We start from the raw sequence: 22,751 nt of genomic DNA on the forward strand, positions 1-22,751 counted from the left end.
TCCTCCACCAGCCTGACTCGTTTCGGGCTGGTTAACAAACCTGCACGTCACGCACTGTCCATGACCGCCATGCTGTTGCTGGTCATCGCACAATGTCCGGCTCTCACCAAACCTAATTCTCAACAAACAGTGCTGACAGCTTTGAACAACGGCCTGTCTGCACCTGCGGCCAAGTACAGATAATAAAAAGGGTACCCGAAGGTACCCTTTTCAATCAGTGCGATAAACGCGAGATTAGTGCTCGTCGTTCAGGCCGGCATTCAGCAGTGCCGCCAGATCTTGCGATGCTTGCTCGGCATCAACCTGAGGTGCTGCTGGCTCCAGCTCTGCATCACGGTTGCGCTGACGCTCCTGGTGGTACGCAAAACCGGTACCGGCAGGGATCAGACGACCCACGATCACGTTCTCTTTCAGGCCGCGTAGCTCATCACGCTTACCAGAAACCGCAGCTTCGGTCAGTACGCGAGTCGTTTCCTGGAACGACGCCGCAGAGATGAACGACTCAGTCGCCAGAGACGCTTTAGTAATACCCAACAGATCACGCTCGTAAGTTGCTGGTAGTTTACCTTCAGCTTCCAGCTTACGGTTCGCGATGGTCACGCGGGAGTATTCCAGCTGTTCACCCGGAAGGAACTCAGAATCACCGGAAGACAGGATCGTTACCTTACGCAGCATCTGACGAACGATTGTCTCAATGTGCTTATCGTTAATCTTAACGCCCTGAAGACGGTAAACTTCCTGAACCTCGTTCACGATATAGTCTGCAACAGCGTTCACGCCACGCAGACGCAGGATATCGTGCGGCGCCTCTGGACCATCGGCGATCACATCACCTTTCTCGACCTTCTCACCTTCGAATACGTTCAGCTGGCGCCATTTCGGTACCATCTCTTCGTATGCGTTTCCTTCTGCAGGGGTGATGATCAGGCGACGCTTACCTTTGGTCTCTTTACCGAACGATACGGTACCTGTGATCTCAGCCAGGATTGCAGGCTCTTTCGGCTTACGTGCTTCAAACAGATCAGCAACGCGTGGCAGACCACCGGTGATATCTTTCGTACCGCCAGATGCCTGAGGAATACGCGCCAGCGTATCACCAATACCAACCATGGCACCGTCTTCCAACTGGATAATCGCTTTACCCGGCAGGAAGTACTGTGCTGGCATTTCGGTGCCCGCGATCATCACGTCATGACCGTTTTCGTCAACCAGCTTGATGGTCGGACGCATGTCTTTACCCGCACCGGTACGCTCAGCAGCATCCAGTACCGTGATCATAGACAGACCGGTTAGCTCATCCGTCTGGCGAGAAACGGTCACACCGTCGATCAGGTCAACAAACTGAACACGACCCGCCACTTCAGTGATGATTGGCATAGTATGTGGGTCCCAGTTGGCAACCACTTCACCGGCATTCACATGCTCGCCGTCACCTTTGGTCAGGTGAGAACCATATGGCAGCTTGTAGTTCTCTTTAGTACGGCCGAACTCATCAATGATGGTCATTTCAGACGCACGAGAGGTGATCACCAGCTTGCCTTCGTTGTTGGTCACGAACTTGGCATTCTGAAGTTTCAGAGAACCGTTGTTCTTCACCTGGATGCTGTTTTCAGCCGCAGCCGCAGATGCCGCACCACCGATGTGGAACGTACGCATCGTCAGCTGGGTACCCGGCTCACCGATAGACTGTGCAGCAACAACACCGACCGCTTCACCTTGGTTCACCAGGTGACCACGGGCCAAGTCACGGCCGTAACAGTTACGACAACAACCGAAGTCGTTTTCACAGCTGACAACAGAGCGTACTTTCACCTGGTCAACAGAGTTTTCTTCCAGGATGTCACACCACTTCTCATCCAGCAGCGTGTTACGCGGCGCAAGCACTTCTTCAGTACCTGGCTTGAGTACGTCTTCAGCAACCACACGACCCAGAACACGCTCACGCAGTGGCTCTTTAACATCACCACCTTCGATCAGCGCCATCATGTTGATACCTTCATGGGTACCACAGTCATCAGACGTGATCACCACGTCTTGCGCCACGTCTACCAGACGACGAGTCAGGTAACCGGAGTTCGCGGTCTTCAGTGCGGTATCAGCCAGACCCTTACGTGCACCGTGAGTCGAGATGAAGTACTGCAGTACGTTCAGACCTTCACGGAAGTTCGCAGTGATTGGCGTTTCGATGATCGAGCCATCCGGCTTGGCCATCAGACCACGCATACCTGCCAGCTGACGGATCTGAGCGGCAGAACCACGCGCACCCGAGTCGGCCATCATGTATACGCTGTTGAACGATTTCTGTTGCTCTTCTTCACCATCGCGGTTGATAACGGTGTCGTAAGACAGGTTATCCATCATCGCCTTGGCAACCTGCTCGTTGGCAGTGGCCCAAATATCGATCACTTTGTTGTAGCGCTCGCCGGCAGTGACCAGACCAGACTGGAACTGCTCCTGAATTTCAGCAACTTCTGCTTCAGCTTCAGCGATCTTGGTGTATTTCGCCTCTGGTACAACCATATCGTCAATACCAACAGACACACCAGACAGGGCTGCGTACGCGAAACCGGTGTACATGATTTGGTCCGCAAAAATCACGGTCTCTTTCATGCCCAGCTCACGGTAACAGGTGTTCAGCAGCTTAGAAATTTGCTTCTTACCCAGCGCTTCGGTGTTGACCAGGCTGTACGGCAGACCTTTCGGTACGATTTGCCATAGCATTGCACGACCAACCGTGGTATCAACCAGCTTAGTGTCAGCAACCAGGTTACCCTGCTCGTCTTTCACGTGTTCAGTGATACGCACTTTCACACGGGAGTGCAGCTCGGCGTTGCCGGTACGGTAAGCTTTTTCAGCTTCTGCCGAGCCCGCCAGGTACATGCCTTCACCCTTCGCGTTGATTTTTTCACGCGTCATGTAGTACAGACCCAGTACAACGTCCTGAGAAGGGACGATGATTGGATCACCAGACGCTGGCGACAGGATGTTGTTGGTCGACATCATCAGTGCACGCGCTTCCAGCTGGGCTTCCAGCGTCAGCGGAACGTGTACCGCCATTTGGTCACCATCGAAGTCGGCGTTATAGGCCGCACACACCAGTGGGTGCAGCTGGATCGCTTTACCTTCGATCAGGACTGGCTCAAATGCCTGGATACCCAAACGGTGCAGGGTTGGTGCACGGTTCAGCATCACTGGGTGTTCACGGATAACTTCGTCCAGGATATCCCAAACAACCGCTTCTTCGCGCTCGACCATCTTCTTAGCAGCTTTGATAGTCGTGGCCAGGCCACGGGTTTCCAGCTTGCCATAGATGAATGGCTTAAACAGCTCCAGGGCCATCTTCTTCGGAAGACCACACTGGTGCAGACGCAGGTATGGACCTACGGTGATAACCGAACGGCCTGAGTAGTCAACACGCTTACCCAGCAGGTTCTGACGGAAACGGCCCTGCTTACCTTTGATCATGTCGGCCAAAGATTTCAGAGGACGCTTGTTCGAACCTGTGATCGCTCGGCCGCGACGACCGTTATCCAGCAATGCATCAACAGACTCCTGAAGCATACGCTTTTCGTTACGTACGATAATATCAGGAGCAGCCAGATCCAGCAGGCGCTTCAGACGGTTGTTACGGTTGATCACACGACGGTACAGATCGTTCAGATCTGAAGTTGCGAAACGACCACCATCCAGCGGTACCAGCGGACGTAGATCCGGCGGCAGAACTGGCAGAACAGACAGGATCATCCACTCAGGGTTGTTCCCTGACTGCAGGAATGCTTCGACTAGCTTCAAACGCTTGGTCAGTTTCTTACGCTTGGTTTCAGAGTTGGTTTCTTCCAGCTCTTCACGCATCAGTTCGATTTCAGCATTGAGGTCCATGTTGGCCAGCAATGCTTTCACCGCTTCGGCGCCCATTTTCGCGTCGAATTCGTCGCCCCACTCTTCCAGCGCGTCCAGGTACTGCTCTTCGCTCAGCAGCTGGCTACGCTCAAGGTTGGTCATGCCTGGTTCAATTACGACGTAAGATTCGAAGTACAGTACACGCTCGATGTCACGCAGTGGCATGTCCATCAGCAGGCCGATACGGGACGGCAGTGACTTCAGGAACCAGATGTGGGCAACCGGAGAAGCCAGCTCGATATGACCCATACGCTCACGGCGTACTTTGGTCTGCGTAACTTCTACACCACATTTTTCACAGATCACACCACGGTGCTTCAGGCGCTTATATTTGCCACAAAGACACTCGTAGTCTTTTACCGGGCCAAAGATACGTGCACAGAAAAGACCGTCACGCTCAGGCTTAAAGGTACGGTAGTTAATGGTTTCTGGCTTTTTCACTTCACCAAACGACCATGAACGAATCATGTCTGGTGACGCAAGACCGATTTTGATCGCGTCAAATTCTTCAGTCTTGTGTTGTGCTTTCAGAAACTTAAGTAAGTCTTTCACATTCGGCTCCTGTGAGGAGTTGACCCATAAAGGCGCCAGTCTTCTGGCGCCTTCATATTTATACCGGTTTGACTAATAAGTATAGGTAACCAACCTAAGCTTATTCGTCTTCCAGCTCGATGTTGATACCCAACGAGCGGATCTCTTTCAACAGTACGTTGAACGATTCCGGCATACCTGGTTCCATACGATGGTCGCCATCGACGATGTTCTTATACATCTTCGTACGGCCGTTCACGTCATCCGACTTAACGGTTAGCATTTCCTGCAGGGTATATGCCGCGCCGTATGCTTCCAGCGCCCACACTTCCATCTCACCGAAACGCTGACCACCGAACTGTGCTTTACCACCCAGCGGCTGCTGAGTAACCAGGCTGTAAGAACCGGTAGAACGGGCGTGCATCTTGTCATCAACCAGGTGGTTCAGTTTCAGCATGTACATGTAACCAACAGTTACAGGACGCTCAAACTTGTCACCGGTGCGACCGTCAAACAGAGTCAGCTGACCAGATTCTGGCAGATCACCCAGCTTCAGCAGCTCTTTGATTGACGGCTCAGGCGCGCCATCAAAGACCGGGGTCGCAATCGGCAGACCGCCACGCAGGTTCTGGATCAAGGTGCGAACTTCATCGTCTGACAGGGCAGCAATGTCAACTTTCTGGCGTGTGTCACCCAGATCGTAAACCTTCTGCAGGAACTCACGGAACTTGTGTAGTTCTTGCTGCTGCTTCAGCATCTCGTTGATCTTGTCACCGATACCTTTCGCTGCCAGACCCAGGTGGGTCTCCAGGATCTGACCGATGTTCATACGAGACGGTACACCCAGTGGGTTCAGTACGATATCAACCGTCTGACCTTTCTCATCGTACGGCATGTCTTCAACAGGGTTAATCTTCGAGATAACACCCTTGTTACCGTGACGACCGGCCATCTTATCACCCGGCTGGATGCGACGTTTCACGGCCAGATAAACCTTAACGATCTTCAGTACGCCCGGCGCCAGATCATCACCCTGTGTGATCTTGCGACGCTTGGTTTCGAACTTCTTATCGAATTCGGCTTTCAGCTCGTCGTACTGCTCGGCCAGCTGCTCCAGCTGGTTCTGCTGGGCTTCGTCGTCCAGCGTCTGTGCGAACAGTTTTTCGCGATCCATCGACAGCAGTTTGTCTTCGCTGTAACCGGCTGCCAGCAGCAGGGTGCGAACACGTGCCAGAAGGCCACCCTCAAGGATTTGGAACTCCTCGGTGATGTCTTTCTTCGCTTCTTTGAGCTGCATCTCTTCGATTTCAAGCGCACGCTTGTCTTTCTCCACGCCATCGCGGGTAAAGACTTGAACGTCGATAATCGTACCAGAGACAGAGTTCGGTACACGCAGAGAAGAGTCTTTCACGTCAGACGCTTTCTCACCGAAGATCGCACGCAGCAGCTTCTCTTCCGGTGTCAGCTGAGTTTCACCTTTTGGTGTCACCTTACCAACCAGGATGTCGCCGCCTTTCACTTCAGCACCGATGTAAACGATACCTGACTCATCCAGCTTCGACAGCGCAGCTTCACCCACGTTCGGGATATCGGCTGTGATTTCTTCCGCGCCCAGCTTGGTATCACGCGCCACACAAGACAGTTCTTGAATGTGGATCGTGGTCAGACGGTCTTCCTGAACTACACGCTCAGAAACAAGGATGGAATCCTCGAAGTTGTAACCGTTCCAAGGCATGAACGCGATACGCATGTTCTGGCCCAGAGCCAGCTCACCCAGATCAGTTGACGGGCCGTCAGCCAGGACATCGCCACGCGCAACCGGCTCACCCGGCATCACTGTTGGACGCTGGTTGATACAGGTGTTCTGGTTCGAACGGGTGTACTTGGTCAGGTTGTAGATGTCGATACCGGCTTCGCCTGGTACCAGCTCGTCTTCGTTGACTTTCACAACGATGCGAGATGCATCCACCGACTGGATCATACCGCCACGTTTGGCTACGGCTGTTACACCGGAGTCAACCGCTACGTTACGCTCGATACCGGTACCAACCAGCGGCTTGTCTGCACGCAGTGTTGGGACTGCCTGACGTTGCATGTTCGCACCCATCAGGGCACGGTTCGCATCATCGTGTTCCAGGAACGGGATCAGGGATGCCGCCACCGATACAACCTGGTTGGTTGCAACGTCCATGTACTGAACGTGATCGCGTGGGTGCAGACCGGATTCACCTTTCTGGCGAGCGGTGATCAGTTCGTCAGCGAAAGAGCCATCTTCGTTCAGCGCGGCGTTCGCCTGCGCAATCACGTAGTGACCTTCTTCAATGGCAGACAGGTAATCAATTTCTTCGGTTACCTTGCCGTCGATGACTTTACGGTATGGGGTTTCCAGGAAACCGTAAGCATTACACTGTGCAAAGGCAGACAGTGAGTTGATCAGACCGATGTTCGGACCTTCAGGGGTTTCGATAGGACACAGGCGACCGTAGTGGGTTGCGTGGACGTCTCGAACCTCAAAGCCAGCACGTTCACGTGTCAGACCACCTGGACCAAGCGCCGAGATACGACGTTTGTGAGTAACTTCTGACAGTGGGTTGTTCTGATCCATAAACTGAGACAGCTGAGAAGAGCCAAAGAACTCTTTCACTGCCGCAGAAATTGGCTTCGCGTTGATCAGATCCTGAGGCATGACATTGTCAAGGTCACCCAGGCTCAGACGCTCTTTCACCGCACGCTCAACACGGACCAGACCGACACGGAATTGGTTTTCTGCCATCTCGCCTACAGAGCGAATACGACGGTTGCCCAGGTGGTCGATATCATCGACTTCACCTTTACCATTACGGATGTCGATCAGCTTACGCATCACATCGATGATGTCGTCATGATCCAGGGTACCCGGGCCAGTCGTTTCATCACGGTTCAGAGAGCTGTTGAACTTCATCCGGCCTACGGCAGACAGATCGTAACGATCTTCGGTGAAGAACAGGCTTTCGAACAGCTGCTCAGCGGCTTCACGTGTCGGCGGCTCGCCCGGACGCATCATGCGGTAGATTTCTACCAGTGCGCTCAGACGGTCAGTCGTGCTGTCAATACGCACGGTTTCCGACATGTAGGGGCCAAAGTCCAGATCATTGGTAAACAGGACTTCCAGTGACTTGTGGCCAGCTTGTGACAACAGTGCCAGCGCTTCCAGGCTCAGTTCCTGGTTCGCAGCCACGATCAGTTCACCTGTTTCTTCGTTCACATAGTCACGAGAAGCAATTTTGCCAACAATGTATTCAACAGGCACTTCGATATGATCGACACCGTCTTTGCCAAGCTGGCGAATGTGACGGGCCGTAATACGGCGGCCTTTTTCTACGTAGAGCTTACCGTTCGCTTCGATATCAAAGCTGGCAGTTTCACCGCGCAGACGCTCCGGAACCAGCTCCATCACCAAAGATTTACCCTGAACTTCGAACTTCACTTTCTCGAAGAACATGTCCAGGATCTGCTCGGTGTTGTAGCCTAGTGCACGCAGAATGATTGATGCTGGTAGCTTACGACGACGGTCGATACGTACGAATACGTTATCCTTAGGATCAAATTCGAAATCCAACCATGAGCCACGGTAAGGGATGACGCGTGCATTGTAGAGCACTTTACCTGAGGAGTGGGTTTTACCCTTATCGCTGTCGAAGAAGACACCCGGGCTACGGTGCAGCTGGGATACGATAACCCTCTCGGTACCGTTAATAACGAATGTACCGTTATCTGTCATGAGCGGAATTTCGCCCATGTAAACTTCTTGTTCTTTGATGTCTTTGACAGTGCCCGCAGGTGCGTCTTTATCGTACATGACAAGACGTAGCTTCACGCGTAGCGGCGCAGAGTAAGTTACACCCCGAATCTGACATTCTTTAACATCGAAGACCGGCTCACCGAGACGATAGCTAACGTATTGCAGCTCGGAATTGCCGTTATAGCTCTGAATTGGGAAAACAGAACGAAAGGCAGCTTCTAGACCGTAATGCCCTTCCGGATCCTGCTCGATGAACTTATCAAAAGACTCAAGCTGGATCGACAGCAAGTAAGGTACATCCAATACTTGTGGACGCTTACCAAAATCCTTACGGATACGCTTTTTCTCGGTATAAGAGTAAACCATAGGTTCCTCAGATCGCTGATAAGTGATCCAAACTACCTCGAGTAAGAGGCAGTGACTAATAACACTGTTTATTGTAGGTTCAGCATTCCGTTGAATACTGTTTTTTGCACGGGACGTGGTCGCAAAACAATGTGAAAAACACCACTACCCTACAGCGCAAAAAGGCCGGTGGCTATTTAGCCACCAGCCATTAGCCTTTCCAGGCTAAGAAATTAAGTAATTATTACTTAACTTCAACAGAAGCACCAGCTTCTTCAAGTTGAGCTTTCAGAGCTTCAGCTTCGTCTTTCTCGATACCTTCTTTCAGAGGTGCTGGAGCGCCGTCAACCAGAGCTTTCGCTTCTTTCAGACCCAGGCCAGTTGCGCCACGTACTGCTTTGATTACAGCAACTTTGTTACCGCCAGCAGAAGTCAGGATTACGTCGAATTCAGTTTGCTCTTCAGCAGCTTCACCTGCTGCTGCGCCGCCTGCTACAACTGCAGCTGCAGCAGTAACACCGAATTTCTCTTCCATAGCTTCGATCAGCTCAACAACTTGCATTACAGACATTTCTGCAACTGCGTCTAGGATTTGCTCGTTAGTGATAGACATAACAATTCTCTTTTAAAGTCAACAATTAGTTTAAGTAGCAACCAGGTGAAAGCAAGGGCAATTAAGCCGCAGCTTCTTCTTTCTGATCGCGAACAGCTGCGATAGTACGGACCAGCTTGCCAGCAGACGCTTCTTTCATGCACATCATCAGACGTGCAATCGCTTCGTCGTAAGTTGGTAGAGTCGCTAGTACTTCAACGTCGGCAACAGCGCCTTCGAATGCAGCAGATTTGATCTCGAATTCTTTGTTCTCTTTCGCGAAGTCTTTGAACAGACGCGCGGCAGCACCTGGGTGCTCATTAGAGAAACCAATCAGTGTAGGACCAACAAATGTCTCAGTCAGACATTCGAAGTCAGTACCTTCCACTGCACGACGAGCCAGGGTATTACGAACAACTTTCAGGTAAACGCCGTTTTCACGAGCTTGTTTACGCAGAGAAGTCATCGCACCCACAGCAACGCCACGAGAGTCAGCAACAACTGCAGACAGGGCACCATTGGCAGCTTCGTTGACTTCAGCAACAATTGCTTTTTTGTCTTGAAGGTTCAATGCCATTGGATTTGCTCCTGGATTTAAGCCGGGTTCCCCCGGACATTACACCACTCACTGCCACTATGGCAGGAGAGTTCTTACGGCGCAGATCCAAGAAAGACATACATCAATCATGTTCTGGCACCGTCTACGTAGGTCATATTAAGTTCCGAAGAACACCTACGGTCTTTGACGAAGGCTGAATTACATCAAGCAATTCAGCCTCAGCCATGAATTCGGAAGCGCGAATTATACACGAATTACGCGCTTCTGCAAATTACTGTGCGTTAGTTTCCAGAGTGTTCTGGTCTAGCGCCACACCTGCACCCATAGTGGTGGAGATGCTTACTTTCTTGATGAAAGTACCTTTCGCTGAAGAAGGCTTCGCTTTCTTCAGAGCAACCAGCAGAGACTCTAGGTTCTCTTTCAGTTGCGCAGCATCGAAGTCCACTTTACCAATAGTGGTGTGGATGATGCCGTTTTTGTCGTTACGGTAACGAACCTGGCCTGCTTTCGCGTTCTTAACCGCTTCAGCAACGTTTGGCGTTACAGTACCAACTTTCGGGTTTGGCATCAGACCGCGAGGACCAAGAATAGTACCCAGCTGACCAACAACACGCATTGCATCTGGAGATGCAATTACAACGTCGAAGTTCATCTCGCCTTTCTTAACCTGCTCAGCCAGATCTTCCATACCAACCAGGTCAGCACCAGCTTCTTTGGCAGCTTCTGCGTTTGCACCCTGAGTGAATACCGCTACGCGGATGTCACGGCCAGTACCGTGTGGCAGGACAGTCGCGCCACGAACGTTCTGGTCAGATTTACGTGCATCAATGCCAAGATTAACAGCAACGTCAACACTTTCGTTGAATTTAGCAGTAGCCAGTTCTTTCAGAAGAGCAACAGCTTCGTTGATGTCGTACTCGCGAGAAACATCTACTTTCTCACGGATTACGCGCATGCGCTTAGTTAGTTTTGCCATTGTCTTAACCCTCTACTACCAGACCCATTGAACGAGCAGTACCGGCAATCGAACGCTTCATCGCTTCGATATCAGCACCAGTCATGTCCGCAGCTTTAGTTTCTGCGATCTCTTGGATCTGAGCGTCAGTCACAGTACCCACTTTTTCAGTGTTAGGACGGCCTGAGCCAGACTTAACGCCAGCAGCTTTCTTCAGCAGAACAGCAGCAGGTGGAGTTTTAGTTACGAACGTGAAAGAACGGTCGTTGTATACTGTAATAACAACTGGAATCGGCAGACCTTTCTCGATAGAGTCAGTCTTCGCGTTGAACGCTTTACAGAATTCCATGATGTTCACACCGTGCTGACCCAGAGCAGGACCAACCGGTGGACTTGGGTTTGCTGCACCAGCTGCAACTTGCAGCTTGATGTAAGCTTCTACTTTTTTAGCCATTGCTATTTACCTTATTTTGGGTTCAAACGTCTATCAGAGATAGACTCCCCGTCTAACGAAAGGGCGCGAAATTGTAGTCCAATTTCACGCCCTTGACAACACCTGCTGACTATTTATTGATCAGCTTTTTTCAACCTGGCCGAACTCAAGTTCTACCGGTGTCGCACGGCCGAAGATCGATACAGACACCTTCAGGCGGCTCTTGTCGTAATCCACTTCTTCAACCACACCGTTAAAGTCGGCAAACGGGCCGTCCGTAACACGGATAACTTCACCCGGCTCAAAGACCGTTTTATGCACAGGAGATTCGCTCGCCTGTTGCAGACGGTTCAGAATCGCATCCGCTTCTTTATCCGAGATAGGCGCCGGGCGATCTGAAGTACCGCCGATGAAGCCCATTACACGAGGGATGCTACGAACCAGATGCCAAGTTTCATCGTTCATCACCATCTGAACCAGCACATAGCCAGGGAAGAACTTACGTTCACTTTTGCGGCGCTGGCCTGCACGCATCTCGACTACTTCCTCTGTCGGTACCAGCACCTCATCAAAGTAGTCTTCCATGCCATGCATTTTGATATGCTCACGCAGTGATTGTGCAACACGGCCTTCAAAACCAGAAAAAGCCTGCACGACATACCATCGTTTTTTTGGAGCTTCGCTCATGAACTCTTACCTCACACACCGGTAACTAGGCGGACTAGACGGACCATGATGCCGTCGATACCCCACAAGGCTAACGCCATAATGACAGTGACAGCTAAAACGATAAAGGTTGTCTGCGTAGCTTCCTGACGAGTAGGCCATACTACCTTGCGGACTTCCATGCGCGATTCACGGGCAAACGTAATCGCGGTTTTACCTTTTGCCGTAAGTGCCGCAATACCACCAGCAGCCGCCACGAGGACAACTACAGCAGCAGCGCGGATCACCACGGAAACATCACTGTACAGGTAATTACCAACCACAGCGGCAGCGAGCAGCGCAAATACAACGACCCACTTCAGGCCATCCATACTGCTTGAGCTGCTTTGGTTTTCGGCATTCGCTTTCATACAACCAACCTGTAACTAGTCTCAATATAGACGAAAATAACCCCGCAAGTGCGAGGCCATAAATGAAGGAAAGCACTAAGGCTTTAATTACAATACGAAAACTTCATATCAGTGAACTGCTTTTCTGCATTTTCGACCAAAAAACAAACAGAAAATTGCTCAAACGCAGAAAAAGGGCATCAAATGATGCCCTTTTTAGTACCTAGTCGTCAAATATTATTCAACGATCTTAGCTACAACACCAGCACCAACGGTACGGCCACCTTCACGGATTGCGAAGCGCAGACCTTCGTCCATCGCGATTGGTGCGATCAATGTCACAACCATCTTGATGTTGTCGCCTGGCATTACCATCTCAACGCCTTCTGGCAGCTCGATAGTACCAGTCACGTCAGTTGTACGGAAGTAGAACTGTGGACGGTAGCCTTTGAAGAACGGCGTATGGCGGCCACCTTCGTCTTTAGACAGCACGTATACTTCAGACTCGAAAGTTGTGTGCGGAGTGATAGAACCTGGCTTCGCCAGTACTTGACCACGCTCAACTTCGTCACGCTTCGTACCACGCAGCAGAACACCAACGTTCTCACCGGCACGGCCTTCGTCCAGAAGTTTACGGAACATTTCAACGCCAGTACAAGTCGTCGTTGTCGTCTCTTTGATACCAACGATTTCTACTTCGTCACCAACAGTGATGATACCTTGCTCAACACGACCAGTTACAACAGTACCACGGCCCTGGATTGAGAATACGTCTTCGATTGGCAGGATGAATGGCAGATCGATCGCACGCTCTGGCTCTGGGATGTAGTTGTCAAGTGCTTCAGCCAACTCAACGATCTTGTCTTCCCACTCTTTCTCGCCGTTCAGGGCGCCCAGAGCAGAACCCATGATTACTGGGCAGTCGTCACCTGGGAAGTCGTACTCAGACAGCAGTTCACGAACTTCCATTTCAACCAGCTCTAGCAGCTCTTCATCATCAACCATGTCACACTTGTTCATGAATACGATGATGTAAGGGATACCAACCTGACGACCCAGCAGGATGTGCTCACGAGTCTGAGGCATAGGGCCATCAGTTGCAGCAACAACCAGGATACCACCGTCCATCTGCGCAGCACCGGTGATCATGTTTTTAACATAATCCGCGTGTCCTGGGCAGTCTACGTGTGCGTAGTGACGAGATGGCGTGTCGTACTCAACGTGAGAAGTTGCGATGGTGATACCGCGCTCACGCTCTTCCGGCGCATTATCGATCGATGCGAAGTCTTTTGCTTCACCGCCGTAAACTTTAGCCAGAGTAGTACAGATAGCTGCAGTCAGAGTCGTTTTACCGTGGTCAACGTGGCCGATAGTACCAACGTTAACGTGCGGTTTAGTACGTTCAAATTTTTCTTTAGACATGGATAGTCCCTCTAGGCACGGTATTTGGTGGCATTACGACCACACAACCAATCATGGGTTTGTAGAGTATATATCAAAAGAATTGACGTGACTTGAGGAGAGTGGTGCTGATAGGCGGATTTGAACCGCCGACCTCACCCTTACCAAGGGTGCGCTCTACCGACTGAGCTATATCAGCACACAAGAAGTGTGGAGCGGGCAGCGGGAATCGAACCCGCATCATCAGCTTGGAAGGCTGAGGTAATAGCCATTATACGATGCCCGCTAAACTCGTAACTCGTCAAGCTATCAATCATTTGAAAATGGTGGAGGGGGACGGATTCGAACCATCGAAGGCAGTGCCGGCAGATTTACAGTCTGCTCCCTTTGGCCACTCGGGAACCCCTCCAGATTTTTACTACACTTTCACTCATCTAGGAGAAAGTGGTGCCGACTACCGGAATCGAACTGGTGACCTACTGATTACAAGTCAGTTGCTCTACCTACTGAGCTAAGTCGGCGTAAGTGCTGCGCATTCTAGAGAATGATGGCATCGCTTGCAATACCCTAAAGGCTATTTTTTTTTGTTTTCACCTTGAACGATGTAATTTTAACCATTAGCGACATTTTGCATACAAAGCCAGGCCTTCCAGCACCAGATCCGAGCGTCGGCGATAGGACTTCGCCCAAGACACCGGCAAATGGCGGACACCGCCCCCACACAAAATCACTTCCGGCTCGGTTTTCAATTTCTCGCGCGCCTGTCCCAGGCCATACTCGATCAGTCCGACCAAAGCTGCCCGGCAACCATTCTTTAATCCGTCTGCCGTGTTGTCTGCAAAAGTCAATTCGTCGCTGTGTTCATGATCGGAGAACACCTTGGTGGTATTTTCCAGAACTGATTTCATCATCAGTTGGTAGCCCGGTGCAATCCACCCCCCCAGGTGTTTGCCGTCTTCCGATAATACATCAAAGGTTAAAGCGGTACCGATATCGATAATGACTGTCGGCGCTTTAAACTCCTGGCGAATGGCTACCAGCGTCAGCCAACGATCCACCCCCAGGTACTGATATTCGGTATAGGCGTTCTTCACCCCGAAGTCTTTGCGCAGGGTTTTGACCTGCATCACCGGGATATTCGCCAGCTGCGCAATCCGCTGGATCGAGTTATCCACTTCAAACGGCCCGACACTGGCAAAGACGATCCTGTTAATTTCCTTATCTAACAGCGGCTCTAACACCATCTCCAACTTCCGGCTCGGGTAACGCCCCAGCAGCTCAAAGTCACCGTTATCAAATAACTGGGCAACTTTGACATAGGTGTTACCCGCTTCGATTAATAATTGCATTAACAACCTCTGAGGCTGATTTCTCCACCGATATAAGGTGTGATCCCCTGCTCGGTTTCCAATAACAGCGCCCCCTGACTATTGATACCGCGAGCAACTCCTTCTACTACGCGTTCACCGATCAACAACTTTACAGGGCGATCCAAATAATTATCTATACGATTCCAGCGCTCGACAAAACCATCCAGCCCGACTTGCTCATAGTGCTCTAAAGTCTCTTGCATCCGCTGAATCAGTGTCGCGGCCAGCAAGTTACGCTCCGGCAATGCCGAACAAGCTTGCTCCAGATTAGCCCAGGCCTGGCCGATCGCCGTGCCTTCCTGCTCCCGCATGGCAACATTCAAGCCCATCCCGATCACCAGATGCGCGGCCTCACCTGCCTGCCCGGTCATCTCAATCAGGATCCCGGCCAGTTTCTGATCCCGGTAATAAAGGTCGTTGGGCCATTTGACTTTTACTTCATCCGCCCCCAGCGACTGCAGCGCTTCGGCAATCGCGACACCGACAACCAAGCTGAGGCCCATCGCTGCCGCCATTCCAGCATCTAAACGCCAGTACATAGACAGGTACAGATTACTGCCAAAAGGAGAGAGCCACTGCCGACCACGACGACCACGTCCGGCTTCCTGATACTCAGCCAGACACACAGCCCCCCGGGGTAACTGGCCGACCCTGTCCAGCATATATTGGTTGGTCGAGTCAATCACAGGAATGAGATCTAAGCTCGGGCACTTTACCTGAGCCTGGATCTTATCGCAATTGAGCAAGTCTAATTTTGATACAAGGCTGTATCCTTTTCCTTGCACCCGAAAAATATCGAGCCCCCAGCTTTGCAACACTTTGATATGTTTACTGATCGCTGCACGGGAGATCCCAATCGCCTGCCCCAGCGCTTCCCCGGAGTGAAATTGGCCATCAGCCAGCTGAGCCACTAAGGCCAAACGCGTTCCATGCTCTTTCATGGCAACATCTCCTCTAAGTATGTCTCCTGGCCTGCAGCCATAAACCTTACTTCATGTTCCAAGGTTACACCAAAGGTCTGCTGTACGGCACAGACCACATCTGAAGCCAACGTCAGCACATCCTGGGCACTGGCTCCGCCGGCATTCACCAGGACCAGGGCCTGCTGCTCATGCACTTTCGCCCCTCCGACCTGGTAACCTTTCAGGCCACACTGATCAATCAGCCATCCCGCGGCTAACTTGCACGACCCATCAGCCATTTCATAGCTGGGCAGACTCGGAAACTGAGCAAGCAAGGTATCTCGCCGGGCTTGGGTAACCACCGGATTCTTAAAAAAGCTGCCGGCATTACCCAGCACTGCGGGGTCTGGCAACTTGGCCCGGCGTACCTGACAGACCGCTTCGAAAATCTCTTTCGCAGAGACCGTTTCGGGATCAAACTTTGCGAGTGGACCGTAGCTAATGTTAGGCTGCCAGGCTTTTGGCAGGGCAAGTCCAACCGCAACAATCGCATGACTATCTTTCAGCGCATGTTTGAACACTGAATCACGATAGCCAAACTGACACGCTTGTGCCGACAGCCGGTGCGCCTCCCCTGTAGCCAGCTCTACCGTATCGACATACTGACAGATATCTTTGAGTTCAACCCCGTAGGCACCGATATTCTGGATGGGGGATGAGCCGACGCACCCCGGGATCAAGGCCAGGTTTTCCAATCCCGGCATATTGCGCGCAATGGTCTCGCATACCAGCTGATGCCAGTCTTCCCCGGCACCAATATGAAGCAGATAAGCAGACTCAGTTTCCGTTACTGTGATCCCGGCAATCCGGTTCAGAACAATCACCCCGGCGAAATCTTCACAAAACAGTAAATTGCTGCCTTGTCCGACAATCAGTTTCGGCAAGGTTCGGTATTGCTCATCCTGCCAAATCGCCACTAAATCCGCTGCCGTTTCGGCAACCAGGATCTGTTGAGCCTGAACTTCAATCCCAAAGGTGTGAAAAGGTGCCAGAGACCTTTCTTGCAAAACTTTCATGCCAATACCGAACCATACCTTTTATACTTAGACGCGCATTCTAACCCGATTCATACCAACGACGCAGTGTTTTCCCATGAGTAACCTTAGATTCCACCCCTTAGAACCCCTCCGATTTCCCCTGATTCACCGGTTCTATAAAGCCCATTATCCGGCCGGAAAAGCCAAGAAAGACGAGATCATCTGGGTCGGAGAAGATACCAGCGGTTTAGTCTGCTGTGTCAGGTTCAAGCAATTTGAACACCAGCAATTGCTCACCGGGATGCTGGTTCACCCGGCACACCGCGGTCAGGGACATGGCTTGGCTCTGCTGGCAGCAGTGCAGGCACAATTACAGAGTTTGCCCTGCTTCTGCTTTGCCTTTCGTCACTTGGAAGGACTCTATACCTCAGCGGGATTCCGGTCCATCGCAGATGATGACTTACCCGAAGCGTTGGCCAGCCGGATCAGGCGCTACCGGCAAAGCGGTAAAGATCTCATTGCCATGCAATTTGATCTCGAGGCGACAAATTCCATGCCACGGGACGCAAGCCTTGAAGGTCATGGGTAGAATCAGGGAATTTTCTGATATAATTCCGCTCTAAATTAACAGATTTATCTTCAATAGATCGCGTAAACGAGGCGATAATGGATTCAGCTATTGCTCACAGGCAGCGCATTGATCAATTACCGTGTATTGCACACAACCCGGAAGATTTAGAGACTCTACTTGATGCAGGCTCCTTCCGGGAGCGTCTACTTCACGAAATCACTCATGCTACACAGCGCATTTATCTCGTCGCACTCTACCTCCAGGATGATGAGGCCGGGCGAGGCGTACTGAAAGCACTCTATGAGGCAAAACAAGCGAACCCCGACCTGGATATTAAAGTCCTGGTTGACTGGCACCGTGCCCAAAGAGGCCTGATCGGCGCTTCAAAATCCGATGGCAATGCCGCTCTGTATCGAGAGTTCGCCGAAAAATACCAGCATCAGATCGAAATTTTAGGTGTACCGGTTCGCAACCGGGAAGTTTTCGGTGTCCTGCATCTGAAAGGATTTGTTATTGATGACAAGGTGATCTACAGCGGTGCCAGCCTCAATGACGTCTATTTAGCCCAGCATAATCGCTACCGTTATGATCGCTATCATGTGATCAAGAACCGGCACCTGGCCGATAGCATGGCACGCTTCATTACCGAAACACTAGCGGAAAGCGATGCGGTAAACTGCTTGAGCCAAGCTGTTCGCCCGGATACCAAATCACTGAAAGGTGCGATCCGAACACTTCGGAGCCAGCTTCAACACGCCAGCTATTCCTTTACTCCGGAACAGATTGACCATGGACAAGTCGGTCTGACACCGCTTATCGGGCTTGGAAAACGCAAAAACAAGTTAAATCAGCATATTTGTACCCTGATCGCCAGTGCTGAGAAAGAACTGACCATCTGTACGCCGTATTTCAACTTCCCGCGTATGATCAGCCGAGAGGTCAAACGTGCGCTGCGACGCGGCGTCAAAGTCACCATTATCGTGGGTGATAAGACAGCCAATGATTTCTACATCCCACCGAGCGAGCCATTTAAAACTATTGCGGGTCTGCCTTATCTGTACGAAATTAACCTGCGCAACTTTGCCAAGCACAACGAAGCCGCAATTGCCCGGCGCCAGCTTGCGATTCACTTATGGAAACATAATGACAACAGTTTCCACCTCAAAGGCGTCTGGGTGGATCGTCAGTATATGTTGATCACCGGCAGTAACCTTAATCCACGCGCATGGAAGCTGGATCTGGAGAATGCCATTCTGATCCGGGATAAAAACCAGCTCCTCGCTGAGGAGAAGCAGAAAGAATTAGACTGCATTTTGCGCCATACTCAACTTGTGGGCAGTTACAAATTCATCGATAAAGTGGATACCTACCCAATCCCGGTGAAAAAGCTGATCAAACGGATCCGCCGAGTCCAAGCGGATCATATTTTGAATCAGATCCTTTAAGGAAGAAGACCATGACAATCGCCGCAATTGATGTCGATCCGCAGCGGACCTTTAGTCCGCTCTGTCCAGAGGAACTCCCGGTTCCTGAAGGCGATCAGATTGCCTCTGCACTGAATGCTCAGGCCGAGTTTGCGACCTTGCGTGTCCTGACCAAGGATGCCCATCCTGCCAGTGCGGTCTGGGTAGTCGATAGTCATGAGCAAATGCTGAAGCCTTTATCGCTGCCAAATGCCGACCTGACCTGGGTTGCTCACGCCGTTCCGGGCACCGACGGCTTTAAAACGATCCCGGGCCTGCCGGCTGTCACAGATTATGATCATGTTATCTGGAAGGGGATCGAGCCGGATCTTCACCCTTACGGCGCTTGCTACCATGATCTTCAGGAAAAGCTCAGTACCGGACTAATCGAGTGGCTGGTCGCAAACCAAGTTTCAACCGTGATTATCGGCGGCTTAGCGACAGACTACTGTGTCAAAACAACGGCCTTACAGCTGCAATCCTGTCAGCAATTTAGAGTAATCGTGAACCTCGCGGCCTGCCGTGGCATTGACCCCGACACAATAGAGAAGGCTTGCGCTGAGATGCAGACGGCCGGGATCACAGTGGTGCCCAATCTGGAAGCCCTGCGCGCAAACCTGTAAACAAGCATCTCCATATCAAAAGCAGCCTCATCAGGCTGCTTTTTTATATCTAGATTTCCCGAGTCGAACACAACATACCGGACATGAGCATTTAGCCTGTATTATATCCCTTGAGCAACAAGAACAACTCGCCAATATATCAAAGACAATGCCCATAACCCGCCAGATGGCAAACTAACGGGCGCAGATATCCATGCATATATAGTCCAGAAATTTGATAAGCACTACCACCCTGATTCTATTTATACCAATCAAAGTAAATCAGTGATCAGAAATAGCACCGGAAAAATGTTTGAGAACAAGGCAGAATTTTCAGATAAGTAGTTATTCTACAATCAAAAATTCTAACGCAGTTATCGAGCATTTGAACAAGCTAGGATGACCAGTTACGCGCTAGCCAATGAGAGCCACCGCAAGCTTCAAAAGCAACAATGCAACGAGGGTGTTTAGACAGGAATGTACAAAGGCTTGAACGAGAAAATTTCTTTTTGAAATGAGTATGACCAGCCGCATCGCGGCCAATAAGATGGAAATTAGATTTGCCTAAATCAACACCGAGAACTTAAATTAACATGATGGTTCGCCTCTTGTTGTCTCAAACCAAAGCCTAGTGGCTTCGGAGTGAGGCGGACCATCTAATTAACCAAGCATTTCTGCTTGGGTTTAGTGTAAATGACGGAGCGGACGGGAATCGATGGTCCAGCATTCCGGCCCGCGAAAAAGTGCGTAGCACTTTCGGGAGCGTAGAATGTAAAAAAGCCCGAATCTTTCGTCGGGGACGCCTAGTCTCGGGCTATCCGGCCGAAGGACGGACCTTCAAAATCAACAATCGAGTAGGAGGAGGCCTCACGGCCTCCGTCCTCTCACACCACCGTACAAGCGTGGGTCGCATACGGCGGTTCCGAATATATTTTCAGTGACTCGTACCCATCTCGCAACGAGTACAGACCCATCTCCTTGAACCATTTCATTGGCATGGCCTGATTGAGCTGGGGCGATAAAGCCAAGTGCCACCACCCTTTATCTGACATCGCCAGCTTCCACGCATTGCGTTCGCTTACACCCTCTTGGCGTAACCATGTCGCTATGCTGTATCTGCGCTTGCGCTGCTTGAGGCGATAGCACCGTAAGCGCCGCCTTATCCATTCATCCAAGCGCTGCATCGCGCTTTTCCGTATGGCAAGCTTGAAATAGTGTTGCCAACCTCTTAGGTATTGAGTGAGTTCGACTAGGACTGTCTTCAACTCTCGCCCTCGATTCCGCTTCGTTATTTGACGCACTCGCTTCTTCATCTGAGTTTGTGCTGTCTTCGAGATATGGATGCTTCCATCTCGTTGAAAGCGATGGCCTAGGTAAGTCCGCTCTGTCACTCTCGTTGCCGCACTTTTCTCACGGTTAACCCTGAGTTTCAGTTTCTGCTCCAAGAACTCCGTGATTGAGGCTTTTACTCGATTGGCGGCTTCCTCACTGTGCACGTAGATTTGGCAGTCGTCTGCATATCGGCAGAACTTATGCCCTCTTCGCTCAAGCTCTTTATCCAACTCATCTAATACGATATTTGATAGCAGCGGAGATAATGGTCCACCCTGTGGCGTCCCTCGTTGCCTCTGCTCAACTAACCCGTTTCGCATTATGCCTGCCTGTAGGTATGACCTGACCAGCTTCAGGACCCGTTTATCTGTGATGTCCTCCGATAGCCTGTGCATCAGTCTATCGTGGTTCACAGTATCGAAGTATTTCGCCAGGTCTATGTCGACTACATAACCCCGCCCCTCCCTGATGTAGTGGCTTGCTGCCACCAATGCATGGTGGGCACTGCGGTTAGGCCTGAACCCATAACTGTTGCTTGAAAACTGAGGTTCGTAGATATCTGTCAGTACTGAGGTAATGGCCTGTTGGACTACCCTATCAAGTACAGTTGGGATACCTAGCTGCCTCACTCCCCCGCTAGGTTTGGGAATTTCTACACCCAGAACGGGTTGCGGTTGGTAGCTCCCGTCCAGAAGGCTCTGGCGGAGCGCTTGCCCATTAGAAGACTGCCGAAGCATCGAGATAGTCGCTGTTATGTCGAGTTTATCAACCCCAGCACATCCCTTGTTCTTCTTCACTCTTCTCAGGGCTTGGTTCAGATTTGTTGAGGAGCAGATCCGCTCCATCAACTGAGTTGAGGTCACCAAGACTCGTCCTCCTGTCTACGCCGATCATGCTTGTCATTCTTCGTGGCCATGAGCGTCACTTGCGGTGTTGCCCAGTAGTACGTAGAGATGTTGTTCATCTTGCTATGACCCCACATGATTGAGTGTCTAGTGACTGCTTCTTGATATATTCAGTTCCGGCCTTCCCTTGGGTTGTACTTCCCCAAGGTACTATGCCTTCTGCTGACTTCTTATTACCCGTCACACAACATCACTGTTGTATTAGTCTCATCCGAGACAGGTCGTAAGATCTCCCGAGGTAAGACGTTGTTCTTTCCCTTGGCTGTGCCTGATTTACCCGTACACACTTCCCGTCGAGGCATTGGGCTGTTCTATATATTGCTAGGTTACCCAAGTTGTACTGGCCTACTATCAGGTTTCTGTTCGTCACACCCAAGTTTTGCCGTTTGCTTCCTTCAGATCCCACCTCACGGTGGGCACCCTTGCATAGGCTAACGGTTCTCGCTCGACTGAGCCCGTAGAGGACTTTCACCTCCTAGAACAACGCCATGCTCGGCGCACAATGCAAAAAAGCCCCGCTATTTCTAGCGGGGCTTTCAAAGAAGTGGCGGAGCGGACGGGACTCGAACCCGCGATTGCCTTCGGCAGCGTGACAGGCCGCTGCTTTCAAGGTAAAGAAGCTAACCAACTGAACTACCGCTCTTGTACTGCGCATACAAAAATCCCCAGCATTCCTGCTAGGGACTTGATAATTGGCGGAGTGGACGGGACTCGAACCCGCGACCCCCGGCGTGACAGGCCGGTATTCTAACCAACTGAACTACCACTCCGCACTAAATTGGAAGCCTGGCGATGTCCTACTCTCACATGGGGAGGCCCCACACTACCATCGGCGCTGTTACGTTTCACTGCTGAGTTCGGCATGGGATCAGGTGGGTCCATAACGCTATGGTCGCCAAGCAAATTCTGTTTATCTTACGCCTTTGGCGGAAGATACAATCTCGGAAAATCTGACCAGTATTCTCAAACACTCCATTCAAGTGCTTGCGGAGTCCGTACTTCGTAAACAAAACCCCT

Annotated in this window: 16 protein-coding genes, 5 tRNA genes and 1 rRNA gene; 3 read left to right on the plus strand and 19 right to left on the minus strand. The window is 51.2% G+C overall.

Annotation, left to right across the window (positions count from 1 at the left end):
• Positions 1-234 precede the first annotated feature (234 nt).
• The 16 genes from rpoC to murB form a co-directional block, all read right to left on the minus strand.
• Positions 235-4,452 carry a DNA-directed RNA polymerase subunit beta' gene (gene rpoC / locus NNL38_RS15105; protein WP_255388821.1) on the minus strand — a complete coding sequence of 1,406 codons (4,218 nt, stop codon included), beginning with the start codon at positions 4,450-4,452 and terminating at the stop codon, positions 235-237.
• 100 nt (positions 4,453-4,552) lie between these two features.
• Positions 4,553-8,578 carry a DNA-directed RNA polymerase subunit beta gene (gene rpoB / locus NNL38_RS15110; protein WP_255388822.1) on the minus strand — a complete coding sequence of 1,342 codons (4,026 nt, stop codon included), beginning with the start codon at positions 8,576-8,578 and terminating at the stop codon, positions 4,553-4,555.
• 223 nt (positions 8,579-8,801) lie between these two features.
• Positions 8,802-9,170 carry a 50S ribosomal protein L7/L12 gene (gene rplL, locus NNL38_RS15115; protein WP_255388823.1) on the minus strand — a complete coding sequence of 123 codons (369 nt, stop codon included), beginning with the start codon at positions 9,168-9,170 and terminating at the stop codon, positions 8,802-8,804.
• Positions 9,171-9,231: 61 nt separating this feature from the next.
• Positions 9,232-9,726, minus strand: a complete 495-nt coding sequence (gene rplJ / locus NNL38_RS15120) for a 50S ribosomal protein L10 (RefSeq protein ID WP_255388824.1) — start codon at positions 9,724-9,726, stop codon at positions 9,232-9,234.
• A 253-nt stretch (positions 9,727-9,979) separates the two neighbouring features.
• Positions 9,980-10,684: a 50S ribosomal protein L1 gene (gene rplA / locus NNL38_RS15125; protein WP_255388825.1), complete on the minus strand. Its 705-nt coding sequence runs from the start codon at positions 10,682-10,684 to the stop codon at positions 9,980-9,982.
• 4 nt (positions 10,685-10,688) lie between these two features.
• Entirely contained in the window at positions 10,689-11,117 is a 429-nt protein-coding gene (rplK, locus tag NNL38_RS15130) for a 50S ribosomal protein L11 (protein WP_036817329.1), read from the minus strand.
• Positions 11,118-11,237: 120 nt separating this feature from the next.
• A complete protein-coding gene (gene nusG / locus NNL38_RS15135) occupies positions 11,238-11,783 on the minus strand; it encodes a transcription termination/antitermination protein NusG (protein WP_255388826.1) in 546 nt (181 codons plus the stop codon).
• A gap of 11 nt (positions 11,784-11,794) precedes the next feature.
• Positions 11,795-12,172 (minus strand): preprotein translocase subunit SecE, encoded by a 378-nt coding sequence (gene secE, locus NNL38_RS15140; protein ID WP_255388827.1) that lies wholly within the window; start codon positions 12,170-12,172, stop codon positions 11,795-11,797.
• A gap of 216 nt (positions 12,173-12,388) precedes the next feature.
• Positions 12,389-13,573 (minus strand): elongation factor Tu, encoded by a 1,185-nt coding sequence (gene tuf / locus NNL38_RS15145; RefSeq protein WP_255388828.1) that lies wholly within the window; start codon positions 13,571-13,573, stop codon positions 12,389-12,391.
• A 102-nt stretch (positions 13,574-13,675) separates the two neighbouring features.
• A tRNA-Thr gene (locus tag NNL38_RS15150) sits at positions 13,676-13,751 on the minus strand.
• A 12-nt stretch (positions 13,752-13,763) separates the two neighbouring features.
• Positions 13,764-13,838: transfer RNA gene (locus NNL38_RS15155), tRNA-Gly, on the minus strand.
• A gap of 38 nt (positions 13,839-13,876) precedes the next feature.
• Positions 13,877-13,961 (minus strand) — tRNA-Tyr (locus tag NNL38_RS15160).
• A 36-nt stretch (positions 13,962-13,997) separates the two neighbouring features.
• Positions 13,998-14,073, minus strand: a tRNA-Thr gene (locus NNL38_RS15165).
• A gap of 96 nt (positions 14,074-14,169) precedes the next feature.
• Complete coding sequence (locus NNL38_RS15170; RefSeq protein ID WP_255388829.1) at positions 14,170-14,901, minus strand: type III pantothenate kinase; 732 nt, start codon at positions 14,899-14,901, stop codon at positions 14,170-14,172.
• Complete coding sequence (gene birA / locus NNL38_RS15175) at positions 14,901-15,863, minus strand: bifunctional biotin--[acetyl-CoA-carboxylase] ligase/biotin operon repressor BirA (RefSeq protein WP_255388830.1); 963 nt, start codon at positions 15,861-15,863, stop codon at positions 14,901-14,903. The genes NNL38_RS15170 and birA overlap by 1 nt, the downstream gene beginning before the upstream one ends.
• The gene (murB, locus tag NNL38_RS15180; RefSeq protein ID WP_255388831.1) at positions 15,860-16,900 is read right to left on the minus strand and encodes a UDP-N-acetylmuramate dehydrogenase; all 1,041 of its coding nucleotides are present in this window, start codon (positions 16,898-16,900) and stop codon (positions 15,860-15,862) included. The genes birA and murB overlap by 4 nt, the downstream gene beginning before the upstream one ends.
• A gap of 76 nt (positions 16,901-16,976) precedes the next feature.
• Between murB and NNL38_RS15185 the strand changes: the two genes are divergently transcribed.
• The 3 genes from NNL38_RS15185 (at position 16,977) to NNL38_RS15195 (ending at position 19,518) form a co-directional block, all read left to right on the plus strand.
• The gene (locus NNL38_RS15185; protein ID WP_255388832.1) at positions 16,977-17,450 is read left to right on the plus strand and encodes a GNAT family N-acetyltransferase; all 474 of its coding nucleotides are present in this window, start codon (positions 16,977-16,979) and stop codon (positions 17,448-17,450) included.
• A gap of 77 nt (positions 17,451-17,527) precedes the next feature.
• On the plus strand, positions 17,528-18,877 hold the full coding sequence (gene pssA, locus NNL38_RS15190) for a CDP-diacylglycerol--serine O-phosphatidyltransferase (RefSeq protein ID WP_255388833.1): 1,350 nt from the start codon (positions 17,528-17,530) through the stop codon (positions 18,875-18,877).
• 11 nt (positions 18,878-18,888) lie between these two features.
• Positions 18,889-19,518, plus strand: coding sequence for a nicotinamidase (locus NNL38_RS15195; RefSeq protein WP_255388834.1), 630 nt, complete (start codon positions 18,889-18,891; stop codon positions 19,516-19,518).
• Between the two features lie 863 nt (positions 19,519-20,381).
• On the opposite strand, the gene ltrA is transcribed toward NNL38_RS15195, so the two are convergent.
• The 3 genes from ltrA to rrf all read right to left on the minus strand — a co-directional run bounded on the left by ltrA (position 20,382) and on the right by rrf (position 22,634).
• Positions 20,382-21,674, minus strand: coding sequence for a group II intron reverse transcriptase/maturase (gene ltrA / locus NNL38_RS15200; protein ID WP_369414611.1), 1,293 nt, complete (start codon positions 21,672-21,674; stop codon positions 20,382-20,384).
• Positions 21,675-22,427: 753 nt separating this feature from the next.
• Positions 22,428-22,504, minus strand: a tRNA-Asp gene (locus tag NNL38_RS15205).
• 14 nt (positions 22,505-22,518) lie between these two features.
• Positions 22,519-22,634, minus strand: a 5S ribosomal RNA gene (gene rrf / locus NNL38_RS15210).
• Positions 22,635-22,751: the final 117 nt, after the last annotated feature.

Origin of the sequence: Photobacterium atrarenae, assembly GCF_024380015.1 — a bacterium.
Lineage (GTDB): Bacteria > Pseudomonadota > Gammaproteobacteria > Enterobacterales > Vibrionaceae > Photobacterium > Photobacterium atrarenae.

Coding starts and splice junctions, on each gene's coding strand:
- rplJ (WP_255388824.1), bottom strand. CDS start 9,726: ATGGCATTGAACCTTCAAGACAAAAAAGCAATTGTTGCTGAAGTCAAC.
- NNL38_RS15170 (WP_255388829.1), bottom strand. CDS start 14,901: ATGCAATTATTAATCGAAGCGGGTAACACCTATGTCAAAGTTGCCCAG.
- nusG (WP_255388826.1), bottom strand. CDS start 11,783: ATGAGCGAAGCTCCAAAAAAACGATGGTATGTCGTGCAGGCTTTTTCT.
- pssA (WP_255388833.1), top strand. CDS start 17,528: ATGGATTCAGCTATTGCTCACAGGCAGCGCATTGATCAATTACCGTGT.
- secE (WP_255388827.1), bottom strand. CDS start 12,172: ATGAAAGCGAATGCCGAAAACCAAAGCAGCTCAAGCAGTATGGATGGC.
- ltrA (WP_369414611.1), bottom strand. CDS start 21,674: ATGGAGCGGATCTGCTCCTCAACAAATCTGAACCAAGCCCTGAGAAGA.
- murB (WP_255388831.1), bottom strand. CDS start 16,900: ATGAAAGTTTTGCAAGAAAGGTCTCTGGCACCTTTTCACACCTTTGGG.
- rpoB (WP_255388822.1), bottom strand. CDS start 8,578: ATGGTTTACTCTTATACCGAGAAAAAGCGTATCCGTAAGGATTTTGGT.
- tuf (WP_255388828.1), bottom strand. CDS start 13,573: ATGTCTAAAGAAAAATTTGAACGTACTAAACCGCACGTTAACGTTGGT.
- rplK (WP_036817329.1), bottom strand. CDS start 11,117: ATGGCTAAAAAAGTAGAAGCTTACATCAAGCTGCAAGTTGCAGCTGGT.
- NNL38_RS15185 (WP_255388832.1), top strand. CDS start 16,977: ATGAGTAACCTTAGATTCCACCCCTTAGAACCCCTCCGATTTCCCCTG.
- birA (WP_255388830.1), bottom strand. CDS start 15,863: ATGAAAGAGCATGGAACGCGTTTGGCCTTAGTGGCTCAGCTGGCTGAT.
- rplL (WP_255388823.1), bottom strand. CDS start 9,170: ATGTCTATCACTAACGAGCAAATCCTAGACGCAGTTGCAGAAATGTCT.
- rplA (WP_255388825.1), bottom strand. CDS start 10,684: ATGGCAAAACTAACTAAGCGCATGCGCGTAATCCGTGAGAAAGTAGAT.
- NNL38_RS15195 (WP_255388834.1), top strand. CDS start 18,889: ATGACAATCGCCGCAATTGATGTCGATCCGCAGCGGACCTTTAGTCCG.